Origin of the sequence: Flavobacterium cryophilum (genome assembly GCF_048286555.1) — a bacterium.
GTDB lineage: Bacteria > Bacteroidota > Bacteroidia > Flavobacteriales > Flavobacteriaceae > Flavobacterium.
Map to the genome: position 1 here is coordinate 126,345 of NZ_JBLVPZ010000003.1, position 19,791 is coordinate 146,135.

Consider the following 19,791-nt stretch of genomic DNA (forward strand, 5'->3'; position numbering starts at 1 on the left):
CATCGTGACTTTATTTTCGGCATTCTAAAATTATATGGAATATTTAAAAGTGCCTTTTGATTTATTTTTTTAGGGATAAAATATACTTTACCATAGAATTTGCATCATTCTTTTTAAGCGATGCATGTGCAGACATAGGTAGTGTTCCCCAAACTCCCGAACCACCTTTTATTATTTTACCAGATAAATAAGCAATATTTTTATCGTTCGAAGGATATTTTTTTGCAATATCTAAATAGGAGGGACCTATTAGTTTCTTGTCCAGTTTATGACATCCAACACAATCCGATTTAGCGATTAATTTTTCACCATCCGATGTTTGAAAAATGGCGGTTGTTTTTTTAGTAGCTTTAATATATTTTGTGTCTAAATTATCATTAGAAAATGAGGTTAAGCTAATTAAAGCAACCCCAAAAAGCAAATATTTTAATTTCATTTTCATTTATATTTAAGTTTTATAATCCTAAGTTTTTTTTGTTAAAAGCTTTATTTGTTTCAACAGCGGCAAAATCATCGAATGCTTTGTCAGTAACTTTTATGATATGATTTTTTATAAATGCAGCGCCTTCTCGGGCACCATCTTCTTGATTTTTAATGCAACATTCCCATTCCATAACGGCCCAGCCTTTAAAATCATATTGTGCCAGTTTGCTGAAAATAGTTTTAAAATCAATTTGACCATCTCCAGGGGAACGATAACGTCCCGCACGGTTTACCCAACTTTGATATCCTCCAAAAGTCCCTTGCTTTCCTGTAGGGTTAAACTCGGCATCTTTTACGTGAAAAGCTTTAATCCTCTCGTGATAAAAATCAATGTATTGAATGTAATCTAATTGCTGTAATACAAAATGGGAAGGATCATAAAGCAAACAAGCTCTGGAATGATTATTTACCGCCTTTAAAAACATTTCATAGGTTTCCCCATCAAACAAATCTTCGCCAGGATGTATTTCATAACAAAGATCGACCCCATTTTCATCAAACTCATTTAAAATTGGTAACCAGCGTTTTGCCAATTCAGCAAAACCGTCTTCAACTAAGCCCGGAGGTCTTTGTGGCCATGGGTGAAAATATTGCCAAAGCAAAGATCCACTGAACGTTGCATGTGCATTTAGGCCTAAATTTTGGGATGCTTTTGCCGCATATTTTAATTGTTGAACAGCCCATTGTTGTCTTGCTTTAGGATTACCATGTACATTTGCCGGCGCAAATGCATCAAAAAAGTCATCATAAGCAGGATGAACTGCGACTAACTGACCTTGTAAATGCGTGGATAATTCTGTAATTTCTAATCCATAAGAAGCAATGGTACCTTTAAGTTCATCGGCATAGGTTTTACTTTCGGCGGCTTTTTGTAGATCAATGAAACGGGTATCTAATGTTGGCATTTGAATACCTTTAAAACCCAAATCAGCGGCCCACTTACAAATCCCATCTAAGGAATTAAAAGGCGCTTCATTACTTATAAATTGGGCTAAAAATACTGCTGGACCTTGTATTGTTGTCATATTATATTTTGTCTAAAACTTTTGTGAATTCCTACTTTATTATAAAACGTAAGGAGTCCATTTTTTATCAGATTGAGATGATGCTACTACGTTATCAATAAATGCCATTCCTCTCAATCCATCTTCAACAGAAGGAAAGTCTAACATTTCAGGAGTAGGTGTTGTACCATCTAATTTGCAGTTGAGCGTTAAGGCAAAGTTGCGGTAAATATTAGCAAAGGCTTCTAAATAACCTTCTGGATGTCCGCCTGGAGTACGGCAATTATGTGTTGCAAATGAAGATAAATGAGCTCCATAATTAGATCCCGCTCTTAATATTTGAGCTGGTTCGTCTAACCACCTAACCGTTAAAGTGTTTGGATCATGTTGCAACCATTCAATCCCACCTTTTTCACCATAGATTCTGATTTTCAAAGCATTTTCTTCTCCGGCAGCTACTTGTGAAGCCATTAAAACTCCTTTTGCTCCATTGTCAAACTTTAGTAGTACTGCACCATCATCATCCATTACGCGGCCTTCAACGAGGGTGTTCAATTCTGCACATACGTCTGTAATTTTAGCGCCAGTAATATATTCAGCTAAATGTGCCGCATGCGTTCCAATGTCACCCATTACTGAACTTTTACCGGATTTAGTAGGATCAGTTCTCCAAGCGGCTTGCGCATTACCTTCTCTTTCGGAAAGTTTACTCAACCAACCTTGTGGATACTCTACCCAAACTTTTCTGATCTTACCCAGTTTTCCTTCTGTGACCATAGCTTTCGCTTGTTTGACCATTGGATATCCGGAATAAGTATGCGTTATACAAAGTATTAATCCTGTTTCTTCTACTTTTTGTTTCAATAGTTTTGCTTCTTCCAGTGAAAAAGTCATTGGTTTTTCGATAACAACGTTAAAACCATAATCTAAAGCCATCATAGCAGGTGCAAAATGGGCAAAATTTGGTGTAACAATAGTAACAAAATCGATCCTTTCGTCAGCAGGCAAAGCCGCTTCTGCTTTAATCATTTCGTCATAGGTTAAATACGTTCTTGATTCTGGAAGAAACAAGGCTTTACCAGAGGCTATTGCTGTTTCTGGTTTTATGCTCAGTGCACCACAACTTAATTCAATTAGTCCATCCATATTGGCAGCTAATCGGTGAATTGCACCTATAAACGCATCTTGGCCACCACCGACCATTCCCATTCTTAATTTTCTCATAATGATGAACCTAAATATTTCCTTTTTTTAATTCTTTTACTGCATAATCGCAAGCGCGTGCCGTTAAAGCCATAAATGTTAATGATGGATTTTGACAAGCGATGGAAGGCATACAAGAACCATCGGTAACAAATACATTACTAACTTCATGCATTTGATTCCATTTATTTAAAACTGAATCCTTAGGATCATTACCCATTCTGGCAGTACCCATTTCGTGTATAGCCATTCCAGGATAACAATCGTTATCATAGGTTCTTACATTTTTGATTCCAGAAGCTTCAAGCATTTCGGCAGCATCATACATCATGTCTTCCCGCATTTTAGCTTCATTTTCTTTGTATTCACAATCAATAGCCAAAATAGGTTGTCCCCATTTGTCTTTCTTTGTATGATCGATATAGACTTTGTTCTCATAGTAAGGCAACATTTCTCCAAATCCGCCCAATCCCATACTCCATGAATCGGCAGGTAAAGACATAGTATCTTTGAAATCACCACCAAAAGCTAATTCAGCAACTTCCTTATGCCATAAACCTCTACTGGCACCTCCTTGGTAACCAAATCCTCTTAAATAATCTCGTTTATCACCGCCGACATTCTGGTATCTTGGAATATAAATTCCGTTGGCTCGTCTTCCGTAAGTGTATTTATCTTCAAAACCTTCGGCAGTTCCTTCAGCACCACAACGGAAATGATGGTCCATTAAATTATGTCCCAGTTGACCGCTGGCATTTCCCATTCCTTCCGGATGGGCTTCTGAAGTGGAATTTAATAAGATGAATGTTGATCCTAAAGTGGAACCGTTTACAAATACAATTTTAGCATAAAACTCCATAGTTTCATTTGTTTCTGCATCGATAACCATTACCCCTTTTGCCTTTTTGGTATCTTTATCATAAATAATATGATTTACAATGGAGTAAGGTCTTACTGTCAATCTATTAGTAGCCATAGCTGCTGGTAATGTAGATGATTGTGTACTGAAATAGGCACCAAATGGACAACCACGGCTACATAAATTTCTGTATTGACAACTTCCACGACCGTTATGAGGCACAGTTAAGTTAGCGGTACGCCCAATCGTTAAAATACGTGTTTTGTTATAATGCTTTTCTAATCTTTCCTTAACTGATTTTTCAACACAATTTAAATCCATCGGAGGCAAAAATTTTCCGTCTGGTAAAAGAGGCCAGTTTTCAGCTTGTCCACTTATTCCAACGAATTTTTCAACATAATCATACCATTTAGTAATATCTTTATAGCGAATAGGCCAGTCATTACCATGACCATCTTTAATGTTGTCTTCAAAATTATGGTCACTAAAACGGTAACTTTGACGTCCCCACATTAACGATTTTCCTCCCACATGAAATCCTCTGTACCAATCAAAACGTTTGTCTTCAGTATAAGGGCATTCTAAATCATTAACCCACCATTTTTCGGTAGCTTCATTATACGGATAATCACGCGTTTGTACAGGATGTGTCCTTTTTTGTTCTTCAGTAAGGTTACCTGCATGCTGCATTTCCCAAGGAGCTTGCATTGCAGATTCATAATCTTTAATGTGCTCAATGTTCATTCCGCGTTCTAACATCAAAACTTTCAAACCTTTTTCGGTAAGTTCTTTTGCTGCCCAGCCACCGCTAATTCCTGATCCTATTACAATAGCATCATATGTATTTTCCTCTTTTAAATTTGTATTTATATTCACGTGTAAGTGTTTTTTATTTAATAAAATAGTATCAGACAAAAGGCTTCATCACCGATTAGGTAGCCCAAGCTTTTTGTCCAGGTTTATATTCAGCACTTCCATCATATCTTCCCGGAACAGGAAGGTATTCACGTGCTTGTGTACAACCAATCTCTGAAGAATAATAGCCTAGCAACGTTAAGTCTCTAGCAATCAAAAAGAAAGAAGGCGCTTTTTTATTCGCAATTGTTTCCTCTTTTAAAGCTCCCATTACTTTCTGACGTTCTTCAATTGACATTGCCAAGAAATCTTTACTAAAATCTTTCAAACATTTTGCTTGCATCTCTTTCATTCCTGAAGCAAACTTTTCCTGTAGTACTGCAGGATAACAATCTTTAATCATCATTGGAATAAAAGCGCCAAGTCCTGCTGCTTTAGCTCCTGGTGAAGATGCTGTCGTCGGCAAAATGATATCGGCAAACTCAGCTAAAACTTCCTCATCCGAAGCCGAAAAAAATACTCGATTCTTTTCTTTTTCAGGCAAAGTAAAACTTTCAAATAAAACGCCCATTGTAGTTGCTGAGATTGCGCTTCCCATCAAAAACGCAACGCTTTTAAGTGCTTCTCTTCTATTCATTTGTTAATTATTAAAATTATTTATTATTTTTAAATTATTATAACTTTACAATAATAAAGAAAAAAAAAATAGCTTAATTTTTTTTATGTTAAATTATTGAATAATTCCATATATTTCAAATTATTAAGGGAATCGCTTTATAAAATTCATTAAACACCATCTGAAATCTACTATAACGACAAAAAAAAAAGGTAGTGGAGGGTTAAAAATCCTTTATTTTATTGTTTTTTGTTTAATTTAATCAGTTATAACCTATAAGATTTCATTCAATTTCCATTTTAAGAAATTTCAATGCGTTAAAATGACATTATAACGAAAAATTAAACTTAAAAATGAATTTTAATTGGTCCATTTTAATTTTAAATAGCACCAACAATAAGAAGCGTTTAATGCAACAAGATTAAATAGTTAATTTAAAACCTAAAATTAGAGATAAAAAAAGAGAACTACAAATAGGAACGTTATAACTTGATGTAATAAAAAGAAGTTACCTTTCAAATAAACCAAATGTTCCGCCAACCCAATCTTTGTCACGATTAAATTTTACACCTATCATTTCACCACGACTCAATCGGACTAAGTTACAAAGTAGAGTAGGAGCAGCATCTTCCTTTTTCCAAACACAAAGAACGCGGACTTCGGTTTTTACTTTTCCATCCGGGGATTGTACGATAGGTAGGTAATTAACCTTTTTTTGAAGTATATAAAGTTCTTTTTCGACAACAGCTTCAATATCCTCTTTTGTTACATGAAAAATAACTCCTGTTCCCGAAAAAGAAAAGAGCGGTTTTAAAACATAATTTTCTAAATCAAGAGGAATTTCTTTGAGTTCACTCAATAATGTAGTTTCAATGAAATATTGGCCTTTCAAGAAAGGTAGAATAAATTTACTGATTCTAAAAAACCAGTTGGGATGTCCAGCCCATTCTACATCAAGTTCATCTGAGAAATGAAAGTTTAAATTTAAATCAGTTCGCAAATCCAATTCATCAAAAATCACCCGATTATAAATTCTTTTAACCCGAATTTCTTCGTCTTTTTCGTTTTTATAAAATAGTTGTTTGCCTTTCTTTATGAGTTCAGTAACGCAAACTATCGGTATGCCAATATCTCTTTGGCAATAATAAAAATCAATCTTGGTGTTTTGTTTTTCGGGCTCAATTTCTAGGAGAATAACATTTTCTTTTGGATGCTTGTTACAAATCGCTTCTTCTAGAATATCATGATATTCTTGTGGTTCAATACTGGTGATAAACGGGGTTAATTCATTTAGAAAAGGGTAATGATTCTTGAATTTTTCATACAAATTTATCTGATAATTATACAAAGAAGGAAATCCTTGCACTTCAATTAATTTGGGAATAATTAGCCCATCTTCTTCACAAATCCCAAAATCAATTGCTAGAAAAGTAGTATGATTATCTTCATTCGGAACCTTATTATTTAGTTCTAATGATTTATTTGTGAGATCTTTAAAGTCTTCGTTTTGAATAAAAGCTATAAGTTCATTACAGCCTTCAATCAATTGTGTTTTTAGTTCATTTGAAATAAAAAATGGAGTTTCAGCTACTCGAAAAGTAGGCAAATAATCAAAATCAGAAGCAATATCATCTTTAAATTCCTGATATTTAGTGGCTGTAAATTGAGCATTAAATAACTCCCGATATTTTGAAATCATCTCGAAATGAATTTATTAGTTAGAAAGCATTTTTTTGGTTTTCATCAAGTCATTAATAGCAGATCTTAGAAAGTTTGGAATCAAGGTTTCATTCGTTCGGTAAATTTTATCATCATCTAATAAATCTTCCAGCATGTTTCTAAACTTCTTTTTTCCTTTCATAGCCCTAATTTTTTCTTTCGCCTGTTTGTTTCTTAAATGTGCTACAAAGCTTATTGGATCAGCTTCGGGATGGAATTGAGTCCCTACAAAATAATCCGTAAAACGAACTGCCATTATTGCACGTTCGTATTGAACATGATCTCTAATTTTCTCCAATGAAATAATTTTAGCTCCTTTTTTAGCAAAAACACTAAGTTTTGGTTGTACGACTTGGTAATCTCTGGAATCAATTCCGTAAAAAGGATCTGCGAGTCCTGCAAATAAAGGATCTTTGAGCCCTTCTTTGGTTTTATGAATGGTCATTACACCAAAAGAGGTGTCATTTCTTCGAGTCACTGTGGCCAACCCAAAATGTAAACACGCCATTTGAAAAGAATGACAGATGAACAGTACATGCTTTTTAACCGCATTTTCAGTATTCCATTTAGTCAACGAATCAATAAATGCATAATACTTCACATCCCAATTTCCATCGCCAATCATTGGATTTCCAGGACCTCCGGTGGAAATATAAATATCGAATTTGTTAATGTCCGGCAATTCACATTTCACCCGAACATCGAATATTTCAAAACTAACGACAGGACTAAACCTGTTTACAATATCAATAATACAACGCATCCCCTGATTAGGTTCTCCTTTGTACATGTCTAAAAGTGCTATTTTTATAATTTTATTTGGCATAACTATTTTTAAAAAACAATGTGCAAAGATAATTTATATTTTACAATCCCTTTGTAAATTCGCCAGTTATAAAATCTACCACTTTGCAAAGATCCTCTGTTTCTTCAAAAACGGTTAATTGTTTGTCGGCTCCAGTTCCATTTTTCAAAATTTCATGTACATAATTAATATCCTCACGGCTACCCAACTCGTCCACTACATCATCAATAAAATCTAATAATTCCAAAATTAGCATTTTGGTTTCCACTTCTTTTTGCAATCCAAAATCAATCATAGTATTATCAATTCCATAACGAGCAGCACGAAATTTATTTTCCTTAATCAATGCCAATCGATAAATATTAAAACTCGTATTATTCATGTTTAATTTATAGAGTTTGGCTACAATTGCTTGAATAATTGCTACAATACAAATCGTTTCATCGACCGTCAAACACATATCACAAATCCTAAATTCTATCGTATTATAAAATGGATGCAAGCGTAAATCCCACCAAATTTTCTTTGGATTATCAATACAATTTGTTTTCACTAACGTATCTAAATAATTCTCATATGAACTTACGGAATCAAAATATTCCGGTAAACCCGTTCTTGGAAACTTGTCAAAAACTTTGGTTCTAAATGATTTATACCCTGTTTTTCTACCTTCCCAAAAAGGTGAATTTGTCGAAAGGGCAAATATGTGAGGCAGGAAATACGTGGCCTGATTCATCAATTGCAAACCAATTTCACGGTTTTCAATACCCACGTGACAATGCATTCCAAAAATCAAATTGGAACGAGCCGCGTCCTGCAATTCGTTGACAATATCGTGGTATCTGGGATCGTCAGTTATGGGTTGATCCTGCCATTTTGAAAATGGATGCGTTCCGGCACCACCTACAATAAGATCTTGTTTGTCCGCTAATTCAACGATTTTAGAACGTAAAAATCGAATCTCATTTTTGGCATCATTAACACTGTGGCAAATATTAGTTCCCACTTCCACTACTGATTGATGCATTTCGGACTTCACCTGCTCATTTAGAATTATTTTGGCACCATCCACAATTTTTGATAAATGGGACCGCAAATCTCTTGTTTCAGGATCAATAATTTGATATTCTTCTTCTACACCAAGTGTAAAAACGGGTAGTTTTTTCATTAATTTATTTTTTTAGGAGCTAATTACTTCGTCAGTTCGATTCGCTCGTGTCCCGCTTTCCGCTTCAATCTTTTTGTCCTGAAAAATCTCAGGACAAAAAAGGATTTTCACTGTAATCGGGGCTAGGGCATTTCGTAATCAATAAAACTTTTATTTAAAATTATATTTTTCTTCCCTTTTACAATTCCGTGGAATGAGAAATCTCTGTTTACTTTTCCTTATAGATGGTTAAGATTCCTCGTTCGTCGAAATGACAAACTGAACAACTGAATACTGATTACTTTCCTCCGGCGGCATCTTTTATAAAAGTTCCCCAAGTCAAATTTATTTTTCCTGGTTTTTGCTTTTTTGCGGCAGCGATAGCCATTTTTGCCGATTCTTCGACCACCCATTCAAAGTTCTCTGCACCAACCGAAGTTAGTTCAGCATCAGGTGCAGGATTTCCAAAATCAATAGCATAAGGTATCCCGTCGCGTACCGCAAATTCTACGGTATTAAAATCATATCCCAACCCTTTACAAAGCCGTAAAGTATAATCTTTTATGGTGGCTAATAACTTTTTATCTACTGGAGGTCCATCAATTACATATCGTAAATGATGCTGATTTCTTGGTTCATATTGCATAATTCGAACTGCTTTGCACCCCAAACAATACACCCTGAAATATTCAGTAAAAACAATTTCTTCTTGCAACATCATCACCAATTGTCCTGTTTCCTGATGTTTTTCCCAAAACTCTTCTTTGTTTTCTAATCGGTATACGTTTTTCCACCCCCCGCCGGCATAGGGTTTCATATACGCTGGAAATCCAATGTAATTAAAAATTCCTTCCCAGTCCATTGGGTATTTTAAATTTCGAAATGATTGTCCGGTTGTATCAGTAGGATGTTCCGCTGAAGGAAGTAGTACCGTATTAGGAAGCGGAACTCCAAGGGTATCAGCCAACGAATTATTAAAAAATTTATCATCTGCACTCCACCAAAAAGGATTGTTTATTATATTGGTTCCTGTTAAAGCGGCGTTTTTTAAATACGCACGATAAAAAGGAACATCTTGCGAAATCCGATCAATAATTACCGCATATTCTCCGTCTTGATTTTGAACTACCTTATCAATAACAACAGCTTCAGCAACAATTCCTTTTTCGTTTTTTGAATTGACACGATCAATAAATGCTTGTGGAAAGGTGTCTTCCATTCCAAATAAAATTCCGATTTTTTTCATCTTGATCTGTTTATAATTTTATAAAAATTTAATTCTTGATAAATAATGGGGAAACATTTCTTTCCAAACAGGCCAGTCGTGTTTTTCTTCTTGACGAATATCTAACCAATGATGAACATTCCTGTCGCTTAAAATTTTGCTTAATTTTAGATTGGCATCAAAACAAATATCCCAATTAGAAGTTCCTAAGACAATATCCATGTTCCACAACTCAGCATCATTTAGTCCATACAGATAATCTTCAGGACTGTTGTAAAACACGTCGTCATTGTAAAATCCATCCATAAAACTTTTAACAGTGAAAGCTCCGCTCATCGAGAACATGTGACTGACATAACCTGTATGGCGAAAAGCAAAGTTTGCCGCGTGATATCCTCCAAAACTGCATCCTGCCACAACAACTTTTCCTGATGGAGTATTGTTTTTTACCTTTTCAACAATTTCGTGACAAATCATTTTATCGTATCTGACATGATTTTCTATGCGATGTATGGGATGAATATTTTTATTGTAAAAACTGTCTTTGTCGATACTATCTGGACAAAATATTTGAATTAATCCCTGATCGATATACCATTTTGCAGAACCAATTAATCCCATATCTTTATTTTCATGGTAACTGCCCATCGAAGTGGGAAATAAAATAACAGGATACCCAGCGTGTCCAAAAACTAACATTTCAATATCCTTGTTAAGATTAGGGGAGTGCCATTTGAAATATTCTTCCTTCATAACTTTATTTTTAACAATTATAAGGAAAAAATTCGTGCAAATGACACAACTATTTATGCCTAATTACGATTTATTATATAAAACATTACTAATGTCAAATCGTAATTAAATTGTAAAATTTAAATCAATTTGCAGCTATTTTTTAAATTATAAACAACATATGAGTTTCTTTTAACATATTTCTAAAATGAAAAAAAACTAACAGTGTCACAAATTGATGAGATTGTAACAGAAATAAGGATTTACGCTCTTTTTAATTCAACGTCAAATTAGAGTTGCTTTTTTATTGTTTATATGATTCAAACAATTGGACTTGACTTTTTAGTCTTTCAGTTAGCATATTCATCATTCTTTTATTAATGTTTGACGAGTTCTTTATATAAACAGTATACTCATCTAAAGTAAATAATGCGATTATCATTCCTTTTAAAGCATTTCTAAACTTGATGTCTTTTTGGATTGCATTTTCTATAACCAATACTTTCTTTTCAGCAGTGTAGCTGTAAAAGTCTATCTTGTTTTTCAAAGCATAATTTATGAAAGAAGCTATAAATAAATCATTTTGTAATTTTAAAATAGGTCTGAGAACCTCATTTTGAAATGATTCTTCGGTTGACGATTGAGTGGTAACAGAACCAATTGTTTTTCCTCGGAATTCGCTTAAAAAAGTATCGCGTTCGCTCATGATTTTTTCCTTAAAAATAAAGAAAAATAGCCATAAGTACGGTTTGTTTTTGCAGATATAATGAAAAATTATGCTTTACCACACGAGAAAATAGGTAAAAACATAAAATTTGCACGTAAAGTCAACTTACTTTGTAAGTAAATTATTATTTGTAATCGATAATAAATGGGCTTTTACATACAATTATTCAATCAGAGTAAATCCGAATATTTCGCAAAAGCTCATTGTAATCTACTTTATAAGATCCGTAAAGCTAGCAACAAATAGGATTTGGTAAATTATAATATTTTAAATCTGGAAACTGCTTGACTAGCGCCACAATGTGAAGCTAGAAATATGATGCCTGACGAAACAAAAAATAAAAAGTAATTTTGTTAATTAAACTCATTTTCAGAAACCGTTTCAAAAATTTCCAAATCAAAATATTTTACAGAAGCAATTATGTGATCAAATATATCTGACATGATAAATTCATAGTTCTCAAATCGTTTGTCATGTGAAAATGCATAAACTTCAAGCGGAACTCCATGGGAAGTAGATTGCAATTGCCTACAAAGCATCAACATATCTTGGTTTAATCCAGGATAATTAAATAAATATTCCGTTATATATTTTCGAAATAAGCCTAAATTAGTTAAATTTCGACCATTGATCGCGATTGATTTATCAATTTTATTAGTAGAATTATAGTCGTCAATTTCTAATTTTCGAGTATTGATATAATCTGATATCAGATGTATTTTTTTTAAGTCATTTAATTCGGCTTCTTCCAAAAATCGAATGCTGCCGGTTTTAATGAGAATGTGTCTTTTGATACGTCTTCCATCTGAATTCAGCATTCCGCGCCAGTTTTGAAACGAATCGGAACTTAAACTGTATGTTGGAATTGTGGTAGTCGTATTGTCAAAGTTTCGAACTTTTACGGTTGCCAGATTAATTTCAATTACATCGCCATCAGCTCCAAATTTATCCATCGTAATCCAGTCGCCAATTCGAACCATATCGTTTATAGAGACTTGAACGCTGGAGACAAAACCTAAAATTGTATCTCGGAAAATTAAAATTATCACCGCCGAAACAGCTCCTAAAATGGTTAAAAGCTCTTTCTGATCAATATTAAATAATTTAGAAATAATAACCGTTATACCAACAGCCCACAGCACAATCATGATCACTTGAATGAAACTGTCAATAGGTTTATCGCTGTATCTCGGTTTTAGTTTTAAATAATCACGTAATGCATTGAAAATAGTTCGGATAATCCATAGAACAAGCATTACAATGTAAATCCCTACCAGCTTACCAAATACGCCTTCCCAATATTCATACCGGTCTAGAATTATTGGAACCGATTTATATATAAACAATAGCGGAATTAAATGTGCGATGTATTTAGCCGTTTTATTGGTTACGAGTAAATCATCAAATTTGGTTTTAGTTTTCTGGGCGATTACCGCCATAATTGTTACTAAAATAAGACGAAAGACCACATATATAGCATAAGCAAATACGCAAAGCATAATAATATTTATAATCAGACTTAGGTAAGAAGCCAAACTGCTCCCCAATCCCCATTTTCTTAGTATAGTATATAGAAAAGTGAACATTTTTTCTATTAATTTATACATTTTTCAAGTATTTCTTTTCTACGTAGAACGTTCCAAAAGGAAGTATTGAAGCTAGACAAATTATTCCAAATTTTTTCCAATCCCAGTTCTGCTCAAATTTTAGCATCACAGCCAGAATAATATAAGTGACAAACAAAATCCCGTGTGCCATTCCTATTGGGAATAATAATGTTTTATAAAGAACAAGATTGGTAGGTTTTATAAAAAGCATATTCGAAAATAAAACTAGATAAGAAACTCCCTCTAGTAAAGCGATAACCTTGAAAATTTTAAGCATGAAAATGAAATTAGATAATAAAAGTAAAAAAATAGGTTTGGAAAAATCGAAATCACTATTTTTTTTACGCCAAAATTAAGTATTATCATTGATTTACGGCACATTCATTCCGAAAGTAAATTACTTTTGTATTCTTAAACTTTGATAATGAGCAAACGCGATTTAAAAAAATATTTAGCAGAACTTAATAAAGAGCAACTCGAAGCGCAAATTATCGAATTGTATGAGAAATTCAGCCCGGTAAAAGTCTATTATAATTTTGTTTTTAATCCAAAAGAAGAAACACTTTTGCAAGAATGCAAACTCAAAATTTCAAATGAATATTATCCTTTGAAAAAGGCAGGAAGACGCAGCAAACCAAAAATGAGGCGTTCCGTTGCCCAAAAATACATTAAACATTTTACACTTTTGGGCGTAGATTCATTTATAATTGCTGATGTTATGCTCTTTAATATCGAAATTGCGCAGACTTTCTCTTCGGAAAACGGGATAAAACAAGACTTATTTTTTAAAAGTATGTTTAACTCTTTTGAGCAAGCCGTAATGTTCTTGATTGCAAATGGAATAGTACAGGATTTCAAAACAAGAATAATAGGTATTCACAACGAAACCATTACGCAAAAATGGTACAATGAACCTGAATTCAATGCGGTTATCGAGCGATTTGAATAGTATATGGTTTCTTAATTTAATTTTATTTAATCAATCGCATTTTTTTTTACTTAAAATTGACTATTAAACTGTTTTTTAGGCGTATTTTTGCAAAAATCCAACCACAAGCAATGTCCCAAAACACTTTAGAAATAGAAATCGAAGACAAAAAAGAACTTTATGCGTACCAAAAAGGCGACATCGACGCCATCTTTGAACGCATCGATAATGCACCGCCACAACATCATTTGTTATACCAGTTGCCTACAGGCGGAGGGAAAACAGTGGTGTTTTCAGAAATCGTGAGGCGTTATTTATCGCAGCACGATAAAAAAGTAGTTGTTTTAACACACCGAATAGAGCTGTGTAAGCAAACTTCAAAAATGTTGAAGGGTTTTGACGTAAAAAACAAAATCATCAACAGTAAAGTTAAAGAACTTCCAGATCAAAACGATTACTCTTGTTTTGTTGCCATGGTGGAAACTTTAAAAAATCGTATCAACGATGAAAAATTACATTTGGATAACGTAGGTTTAGTAATCATCGATGAGGCGCATTACAATTCCTTCAGAAAATTACTTAGCTCGTTCAAAAATGCCTTTATATTAGGAGTTACAGCAACGCCTTTAAGTTCGAATATCAAGTTGCCAATGCATGAAAGCTACGATGAATTAATTGTAGGAGACACCATTAGTTCTTTGATCGCAAATGGCTTTTTAGCCAAAGCAATCACCTATAGTTATGATGTAGGTTTGACTTCCTTAAAAGTAGGTATTAATGGGGATTACACCGTTAAGTCATCAGATGACCTGTACACGAATATGGCCATGCAAGAAAAATTATTGCATGCGTATACCGAGAAATCTTTGGGCAAGAAAACCCTAATTTTTAATAATGGTATCAATACATCATTGTATGTTTATGAAACCTTTAGAGAAGCCGGTTATGCAATTCGCCACTTGGACAACACCAGTAATAACGAGGAGCGAAAAGATATTTTACATTGGTTCAAGCATACACCGGATGCGATATTAACGTCAGTTGGAATTCTTACCACCGGTTTTGATGAGCCTACCGTAGAAACAATAATTTTAAACAGAGCGACAAAATCATTGACATTATATTATCAAATGATTGGACGTGGTTCCCGAAAATTACCTAATAAAGATACATTTAACGTTATCGATTTAGGAAATAATGCAGCAAGATTTGGACTGTGGAGTGAGCCAGTAAACTGGCAACACATCTTTAAATCACCGGAATTTTACTTGGAAAATTTGCGTGATGATACGGAAATCGAATTGTATTTTAAATACAGCATGCCACCAGAATTACGTATTAAATTTAGCAAAACCGAAGTCGTAACTTTTGATGTCGATGAAGAGCATAAACTCATCATCAAACAAAATTTACGATCAAAAGAAGTGCTTGAAAAATCATTAGAACAGCACGCTGCGATGTGTGTTGATAATTCAGAGACGCTACAAGAGGCTAAAGCATTAGGGAAATTGTTAGAGGATGATATCGATTGTCGCATTAAGCGCTATTCAAAATGTTTGAGTCAGTGCAGTAAAAATTATCGTGAGTGGCTTGTTGACGATTACAAATTAAAACTGATACTGTTAACCGGGAAAAAATATCGTGAGAAAATTATGAATGAGCCGGATGAAGATTAATATTTTCTTTTCAAGGAGCTAATCCCGCTGTACACTATATCTGTTGTGGCGAACCCCGCCACAACAGGATGCCGTTTCCATCGGGGCTAAAAACACGGTTATCCAACAACTATTTTTATAATATTATAAAATTCAAAAAAATGCCAAAAAAATTCTCTGATTTAGGAATTTCAGCACCAATATTAAAAGCGATTACCGAACTGAAAATTGTTGTACCAACAGAAATTCAACAAAAAACAATTCCGTTACTTTTATCAAATACTTCAGATTTGGTTGGCCTTGCAAAAACCGGTACAGGAAAAACGGCTGCTTTTGGATTGCCCATTTTACAACTAATTGATACTGATCTACCAGTTGTACAAGCTGTTATTTTGGTTCCTACTCGGGAATTAGGACACCAAATTTTTAGAAACTTAGAAAATTTTTCAAAATATTTACCTCAAGTTTCTATTGCAGCAACTTGTGGAGGAATTCCAATCAAACCACAAATTGAACGACTTTCAACTCCTACACATATTGTTGTGGCAACACCGGGACGTTTAATAGATTTGATTCAGCGCAAAGCAATAAATTTAAAGGAAACCAAGTTCTTTGTGCTCGATGAAGCCGATGAAATGGTAACTATTTTAAAAGAAAGCTTAGATGAGATTGTAGCGGAGTTACCTGCAACTCATAAGACTTTTTTATTCTCGGCAACCATGCCCGGAAGTATAAAACAATTGATTCAAAACTACTTAAATAAAAACGTAGTTCAAGTTAGTGCCAACATGGAAACGGTAGGGAATCAAGAAATTGACCATGAATATATTATCGTTGATCCCATTGAAAAACTAGAAGTTTTGATGCATTTCTTGAATACTAAAGAAGGAGAACGCGGAATTATTTTTTGTAAAACGAAAGCAGCAGTCAATAAATTAGCTAAAAATCTAGCCATCAACCGATTTTCATCAGGAGCATTGCACGGCAGTTTATCTCAAGGAATTCGGGACAGAATCATGGAGCAATTTCGTGAAGGGTATATCAATATATTAGTAGCTACGGATTTAGCAGCAAGAGGAATTGACGTAAAGGAAATCTCGTATGTGGTGAATTATCATTTGCCGGATGTGTACGAAGCATATGTTCATCGTAGTGGTAGGACGGCAAGAGCAGGAGCAAAGGGACTTTCGCTGACGGTTTTACAACAAGAAGAAGTAATCGAAATAGCTGATTTTGAAAAAGAATTAGGGATAAAATTTTCCCAGTTCAAGAAACCAACAGCTGCCAGCATCGAAGAAAACAACATGCTGTTATGGGCCAAACAAATTTTTAAGACCAAACCCAACCATGATGTCGTTCCGGAAGTAAAAGAAAAAGTGAAAACTGTTTTTCATCATTTGACTAAAGATGAATTAATTGAAAAATTAATGGCTAATTATATTCTTCAAAACAAAAATGAGCCCACAGAAAAGCCCGTCAAAAGACAAAAAATGAATTAATTTTCACAGGTTTTTCAATACCATTTAAATTTAATCGTATCCATAAATAGAGTATATTTATGGATATTTTTTTTATAACAATAAATAGAATAGTATGGAAATTGTAATAATAGGAGGTGGATTTGCAGGATTAAATCTTGCTAAAGAACTTTTAAATCAAAAAGGAATTCATGTTACACTAGTAGATAAAAATAATTACAATTTCTTCGCACCGCTAATATATCAAGTCGCTACGGCTTTTTTAGAACCTTCCAGCATCAGTTATCCCTTTAGAAAATTTTTTGCAGGTAAAAAAAATCTGCAATTTCGTCTGGGAAACTTATTAAAAATAAACCCTTCAGAAAATAAAATTATCCTCAATAATGGTGAATTAGAGTACGATTACTTGGTTTTTGCTACAGGTGCTGAAACCAGTTATTTCGGGATGGAAAATGTGAAGAAAAATGCTATTCCAATGAAAACGCTGAATGATGCCATCGTTATGCGTAATACATTGTTGAAAAATTTAGAAAAAGCAGCTATTTGCAAAGACATTCGCGAGCGCAGAAAATTGTTAACCATTGTAGTTGCCGGTGGCGGTCCAACGGGTGTTGAAGTTTCCGGTATGCTCGCTGAGATGAGAAAAAATATTTTGCTGAAAGAATATTCAGAATTGACTACAACAGCAAGCAATATTTACCTCGTTGATGGCGCTAATGCCGTTCTGTCTCCAATGAGTAAAGCTTCTCAGGAAGATACACTTGAAGCGCTGACAAAATTAGGGGTTGTCGTAAAATTAAATACCACAGTAGTAGATTATTTAGATGATACCGTATATTTTGCTAATGGCGAAACTATTCAAACTAAAAATTTAATATGGGCCGCGGGAGTTTCTGCAAGAGTTTTCGACGGAATTCCAGCCGAAAGTTATGGTCGCGGAAAAAGAATGGCAACCGATGCATATAATAAAGTTAATGGCACTACAAATATCTTTGCAATAGGCGATACTTGTATTCAACTTACAGATATAGATTTCCCTAATGGACATCCGCAAGTGGCGCAAGTTGCGATTCAGCAAGGAATAAATTTAGCGAATAACTTTACGCTACTGAACCAAAACAAGTCATTAAAACCCTTTAAATATAATGATAAAGGATCTATGGCTATAATTGGTAAAAATAAGGCTGTGGTTGATTTACCAAAACCAAAAATGCATTTTAAAGGATTTTTTGCCTGGATTATATGGCTTTTTATTCACCTCGTTTCATTGATTACCTATCGCAACAGAGTGAAAACGTTCTTTAATTGGATGATTGCTTATTTTTCAAAAGATCAATCTCTACGTATGATTATCAGACCTGATAAAAAAGTAAAAACTGAACCAAACAACACTAAAACGAATCTATAATTAATGAATTACCGCACTTTCTTGATTGTGAATAGTTGTGATCGTTTTTTTTATGTTTCGTTTTCCGAAAATTAAAATAATTAGTGCCAAAATTGTTGAAACAGTCATAATCAAAACCATTGGCAGCATCAAATTTTTTACAAAAACTCCCACTGCAAAAGAAGCCAAAGCTCCCAATCCTAACTGAATAGCGCCCATTAATGCCGCAGCACTTCCCGCATTTTTTGAAAAGGGAGCTAGGGTAAGTCCGGCTGTATTGGGATTTGAAATTCCTAAACATGCTAAGAATAAAAATAGCATCGCGATAGTTTCATACAAATTTAAAAGATCATTTATTGCCAAAATAAGGAATGAAATGCTAATGATCGATTGTGAAATTAATGCCCCAAAAATCATTTGTTCACTCGTGAATTTTCTTAACAAAAATGAATTAAGCTGGCTGGCACCAATAAAACTTAATGACATAAAAGCAAATATCCAACCATACGTTTTTCCGCCAACTTTAAAAATGTCCATAAATAAAATAGGGGAGGCCGCTACATAAGTAAACAATCCTGAGAAAGCTATTGCTCCCGCAAATGCATAGGTATAAAACTGAGGCTCTTTTACAATACTGATAAAATTTTTAATGATTGGTTTTGGTTTTAACGAAATTGAAGTATCTGGCTTAAACGTATTTGGCAAGCCAATTTGCGCTGCTATAAGAATCAAAATTCCCATACACATCAAGATAAAAAAGACCGTGTGCCAACCATAATCTTCGGTTATATAACCGCCAACTGTAGGCGCTAACATTGGCGAAAGCCCCACAACCAGCATTAATAAAGAAAATACTTTAGGAATATCTTTTATAGGAAATAAATCCCGAACCATAGAAACCGAAGCCACAGTAGCCGCGCAGCTACCCACAGCCTGTATGAATCGTAAACCAATAAAAGTATCAATATCCGTTACGAAAACACAGCCTAATGAAGCTAATATGTAAACTAACAATCCTATAAAAAGTGGTTTTTTGCGACCAAAACGATCTAATAAAGGTCCATACAACAATTGTCCGGCTGAAATTCCGATAAAATAACTGGATAACGTCATAGAAACATTTGCGACTGAAGTATTTAAGTCCTTTGCAATTCCTGCAAAGCCAGGCAAATACATATCAATTGAAAATGGGCCTAGCGCAGTTAATGAACCCAAAATCAATATTAATTTGATATATTTTTTTTTTGTCATTTCAGTAGTAATCATAAAAATTGAACTTTTTTAATTTTTTGCAAAGGTAAATAATAAAGAACCGAATTAAAGAAGAATTATGATTAATAACATCCTCTGTAATGATAGAC

The 19,791-nt window shown here is 34.0% G+C and carries 18 protein-coding genes; 4 read left to right on the top strand and 14 right to left on the bottom strand.

Annotated features, from left to right (window positions below; all coding sequences use genetic code 11):
• Window positions 1-61 precede the first annotated feature (61 nt).
• From ACNQGJ_RS07340 to ACNQGJ_RS07400, 13 genes are all read right to left on the bottom strand, one after another.
• Entirely contained in the window at window positions 62-442 is a 381-nt protein-coding gene (locus tag ACNQGJ_RS07340; protein WP_417971577.1) for a c-type cytochrome, read from the bottom strand.
• A gap of 13 nt (window positions 443-455) precedes the next feature.
• Window positions 456-1,508, bottom strand: coding sequence for a sugar phosphate isomerase/epimerase family protein (locus ACNQGJ_RS07345; protein ID WP_417971579.1), 1,053 nt, complete (start codon window positions 1,506-1,508; stop codon window positions 456-458).
• A 39-nt stretch (window positions 1,509-1,547) separates the two neighbouring features.
• Window positions 1,548-2,711 carry a Gfo/Idh/MocA family protein gene (locus tag ACNQGJ_RS07350; protein ID WP_417971581.1) on the bottom strand — a complete coding sequence of 388 codons (1,164 nt, stop codon included), beginning with the start codon at window positions 2,709-2,711 and terminating at the stop codon, window positions 1,548-1,550.
• Between the two features lie 10 nt (window positions 2,712-2,721).
• On the bottom strand, window positions 2,722-4,425 hold the full coding sequence (locus ACNQGJ_RS07355; RefSeq protein WP_417971583.1) for a GMC oxidoreductase: 1,704 nt from the start codon (window positions 4,423-4,425) through the stop codon (window positions 2,722-2,724).
• 55 nt (window positions 4,426-4,480) lie between these two features.
• Complete coding sequence (locus ACNQGJ_RS07360) at window positions 4,481-5,041, bottom strand: gluconate 2-dehydrogenase subunit 3 family protein (RefSeq protein ID WP_417971585.1); 561 nt, start codon at window positions 5,039-5,041, stop codon at window positions 4,481-4,483.
• Between the two features lie 487 nt (window positions 5,042-5,528).
• Window positions 5,529-6,719, bottom strand: a complete 1,191-nt coding sequence (locus ACNQGJ_RS07365; RefSeq protein ID WP_417971587.1) for a hypothetical protein — start codon at window positions 6,717-6,719, stop codon at window positions 5,529-5,531.
• A gap of 15 nt (window positions 6,720-6,734) precedes the next feature.
• The gene (locus ACNQGJ_RS07370; protein WP_417971589.1) at window positions 6,735-7,565 is read right to left on the bottom strand and encodes a type 1 glutamine amidotransferase; all 831 of its coding nucleotides are present in this window, start codon (window positions 7,563-7,565) and stop codon (window positions 6,735-6,737) included.
• 40 nt (window positions 7,566-7,605) lie between these two features.
• On the bottom strand, window positions 7,606-8,712 hold the full coding sequence (locus ACNQGJ_RS07375) for a carboxylate-amine ligase (RefSeq protein WP_417971591.1): 1,107 nt from the start codon (window positions 8,710-8,712) through the stop codon (window positions 7,606-7,608).
• Window positions 8,713-8,989: 277 nt separating this feature from the next.
• The gene (locus ACNQGJ_RS07380; RefSeq protein WP_417971593.1) at window positions 8,990-9,937 is read right to left on the bottom strand and encodes an ATP-grasp domain-containing protein; all 948 of its coding nucleotides are present in this window, start codon (window positions 9,935-9,937) and stop codon (window positions 8,990-8,992) included.
• Window positions 9,938-9,955: 18 nt separating this feature from the next.
• Window positions 9,956-10,669: an esterase family protein gene (locus ACNQGJ_RS07385; RefSeq protein WP_417971595.1), complete on the bottom strand. Its 714-nt coding sequence runs from the start codon at window positions 10,667-10,669 to the stop codon at window positions 9,956-9,958.
• Window positions 10,670-10,952: 283 nt separating this feature from the next.
• A complete protein-coding gene (locus ACNQGJ_RS07390) occupies window positions 10,953-11,354 on the bottom strand; it encodes a glyoxalase (protein ID WP_417971597.1) in 402 nt (133 codons plus the stop codon).
• A gap of 374 nt (window positions 11,355-11,728) precedes the next feature.
• A complete protein-coding gene (locus ACNQGJ_RS07395) occupies window positions 11,729-12,982 on the bottom strand; it encodes a mechanosensitive ion channel family protein (RefSeq protein WP_417971599.1) in 1,254 nt (417 codons plus the stop codon).
• Window positions 12,975-13,259 carry a DUF3817 domain-containing protein gene (locus tag ACNQGJ_RS07400; RefSeq protein ID WP_417971601.1) on the bottom strand — a complete coding sequence of 95 codons (285 nt, stop codon included), beginning with the start codon at window positions 13,257-13,259 and terminating at the stop codon, window positions 12,975-12,977. Before ACNQGJ_RS07400 ends, ACNQGJ_RS07395 begins: the two co-directional genes overlap by 8 nt.
• A gap of 147 nt (window positions 13,260-13,406) precedes the next feature.
• Here ACNQGJ_RS07400 and ACNQGJ_RS07405 point away from each other — a divergent pair, with 147 nt between their 5' ends.
• The 4 genes from ACNQGJ_RS07405 (at window position 13,407) to ACNQGJ_RS07420 (ending at window position 18,451) form a co-directional block, all read left to right on the top strand.
• On the top strand, window positions 13,407-13,931 hold the full coding sequence (locus ACNQGJ_RS07405) for a DUF6155 family protein (protein WP_417971603.1): 525 nt from the start codon (window positions 13,407-13,409) through the stop codon (window positions 13,929-13,931).
• 110 nt (window positions 13,932-14,041) lie between these two features.
• Entirely contained in the window at window positions 14,042-15,586 is a 1,545-nt protein-coding gene (locus ACNQGJ_RS07410) for a DEAD/DEAH box helicase (protein ID WP_417971605.1), read from the top strand.
• A gap of 140 nt (window positions 15,587-15,726) precedes the next feature.
• On the top strand, window positions 15,727-17,064 hold the full coding sequence (locus tag ACNQGJ_RS07415) for a DEAD/DEAH box helicase (RefSeq protein ID WP_417971607.1): 1,338 nt from the start codon (window positions 15,727-15,729) through the stop codon (window positions 17,062-17,064).
• A gap of 94 nt (window positions 17,065-17,158) precedes the next feature.
• On the top strand, window positions 17,159-18,451 hold the full coding sequence (locus tag ACNQGJ_RS07420) for an NAD(P)/FAD-dependent oxidoreductase (protein WP_417971609.1): 1,293 nt from the start codon (window positions 17,159-17,161) through the stop codon (window positions 18,449-18,451).
• Here the strand turns inward: ACNQGJ_RS07420 and ACNQGJ_RS07425 are convergent, their stop codons facing one another.
• A complete protein-coding gene (locus ACNQGJ_RS07425) occupies window positions 18,452-19,681 on the bottom strand; it encodes a multidrug effflux MFS transporter (protein ID WP_417971905.1) in 1,230 nt (409 codons plus the stop codon).
• Between the last annotated feature and the right edge of the window lie 110 nt (window positions 19,682-19,791).

Coding starts and splice junctions, on each gene's coding strand:
- ACNQGJ_RS07395 (WP_417971599.1), bottom strand. CDS start 12,982: ATGTATAAATTAATAGAAAAAATGTTCACTTTTCTATATACTATACTA.
- ACNQGJ_RS07345 (WP_417971579.1), bottom strand. CDS start 1,508: ATGACAACAATACAAGGTCCAGCAGTATTTTTAGCCCAATTTATAAGT.
- ACNQGJ_RS07380 (WP_417971593.1), bottom strand. CDS start 9,937: ATGAAAAAAATCGGAATTTTATTTGGAATGGAAGACACCTTTCCACAA.
- ACNQGJ_RS07425 (WP_417971905.1), bottom strand. CDS start 19,681: ATGACAAAAAAAAAATATATCAAATTAATATTGATTTTGGGTTCATTA.
- ACNQGJ_RS07415 (WP_417971607.1), top strand. CDS start 15,727: ATGCCAAAAAAATTCTCTGATTTAGGAATTTCAGCACCAATATTAAAA.
- ACNQGJ_RS07405 (WP_417971603.1), top strand. CDS start 13,407: ATGAGCAAACGCGATTTAAAAAAATATTTAGCAGAACTTAATAAAGAG.
- ACNQGJ_RS07350 (WP_417971581.1), bottom strand. CDS start 2,711: ATGAGAAAATTAAGAATGGGAATGGTCGGTGGTGGCCAAGATGCGTTT.
- ACNQGJ_RS07400 (WP_417971601.1), bottom strand. CDS start 13,259: ATGCTTAAAATTTTCAAGGTTATCGCTTTACTAGAGGGAGTTTCTTAT.
- ACNQGJ_RS07390 (WP_417971597.1), bottom strand. CDS start 11,354: ATGAGCGAACGCGATACTTTTTTAAGCGAATTCCGAGGAAAAACAATT.
- ACNQGJ_RS07365 (WP_417971587.1), bottom strand. CDS start 6,719: ATGATTTCAAAATATCGGGAGTTATTTAATGCTCAATTTACAGCCACT.
- ACNQGJ_RS07420 (WP_417971609.1), top strand. CDS start 17,159: ATGGAAATTGTAATAATAGGAGGTGGATTTGCAGGATTAAATCTTGCT.
- ACNQGJ_RS07340 (WP_417971577.1), bottom strand. CDS start 442: ATGAAAATGAAATTAAAATATTTGCTTTTTGGGGTTGCTTTAATTAGC.
- ACNQGJ_RS07385 (WP_417971595.1), bottom strand. CDS start 10,669: ATGAAGGAAGAATATTTCAAATGGCACTCCCCTAATCTTAACAAGGAT.
- ACNQGJ_RS07375 (WP_417971591.1), bottom strand. CDS start 8,712: ATGAAAAAACTACCCGTTTTTACACTTGGTGTAGAAGAAGAATATCAA.
- ACNQGJ_RS07360 (WP_417971585.1), bottom strand. CDS start 5,041: ATGAATAGAAGAGAAGCACTTAAAAGCGTTGCGTTTTTGATGGGAAGC.
- ACNQGJ_RS07370 (WP_417971589.1), bottom strand. CDS start 7,565: ATGCCAAATAAAATTATAAAAATAGCACTTTTAGACATGTACAAAGGA.
- ACNQGJ_RS07410 (WP_417971605.1), top strand. CDS start 14,042: ATGTCCCAAAACACTTTAGAAATAGAAATCGAAGACAAAAAAGAACTT.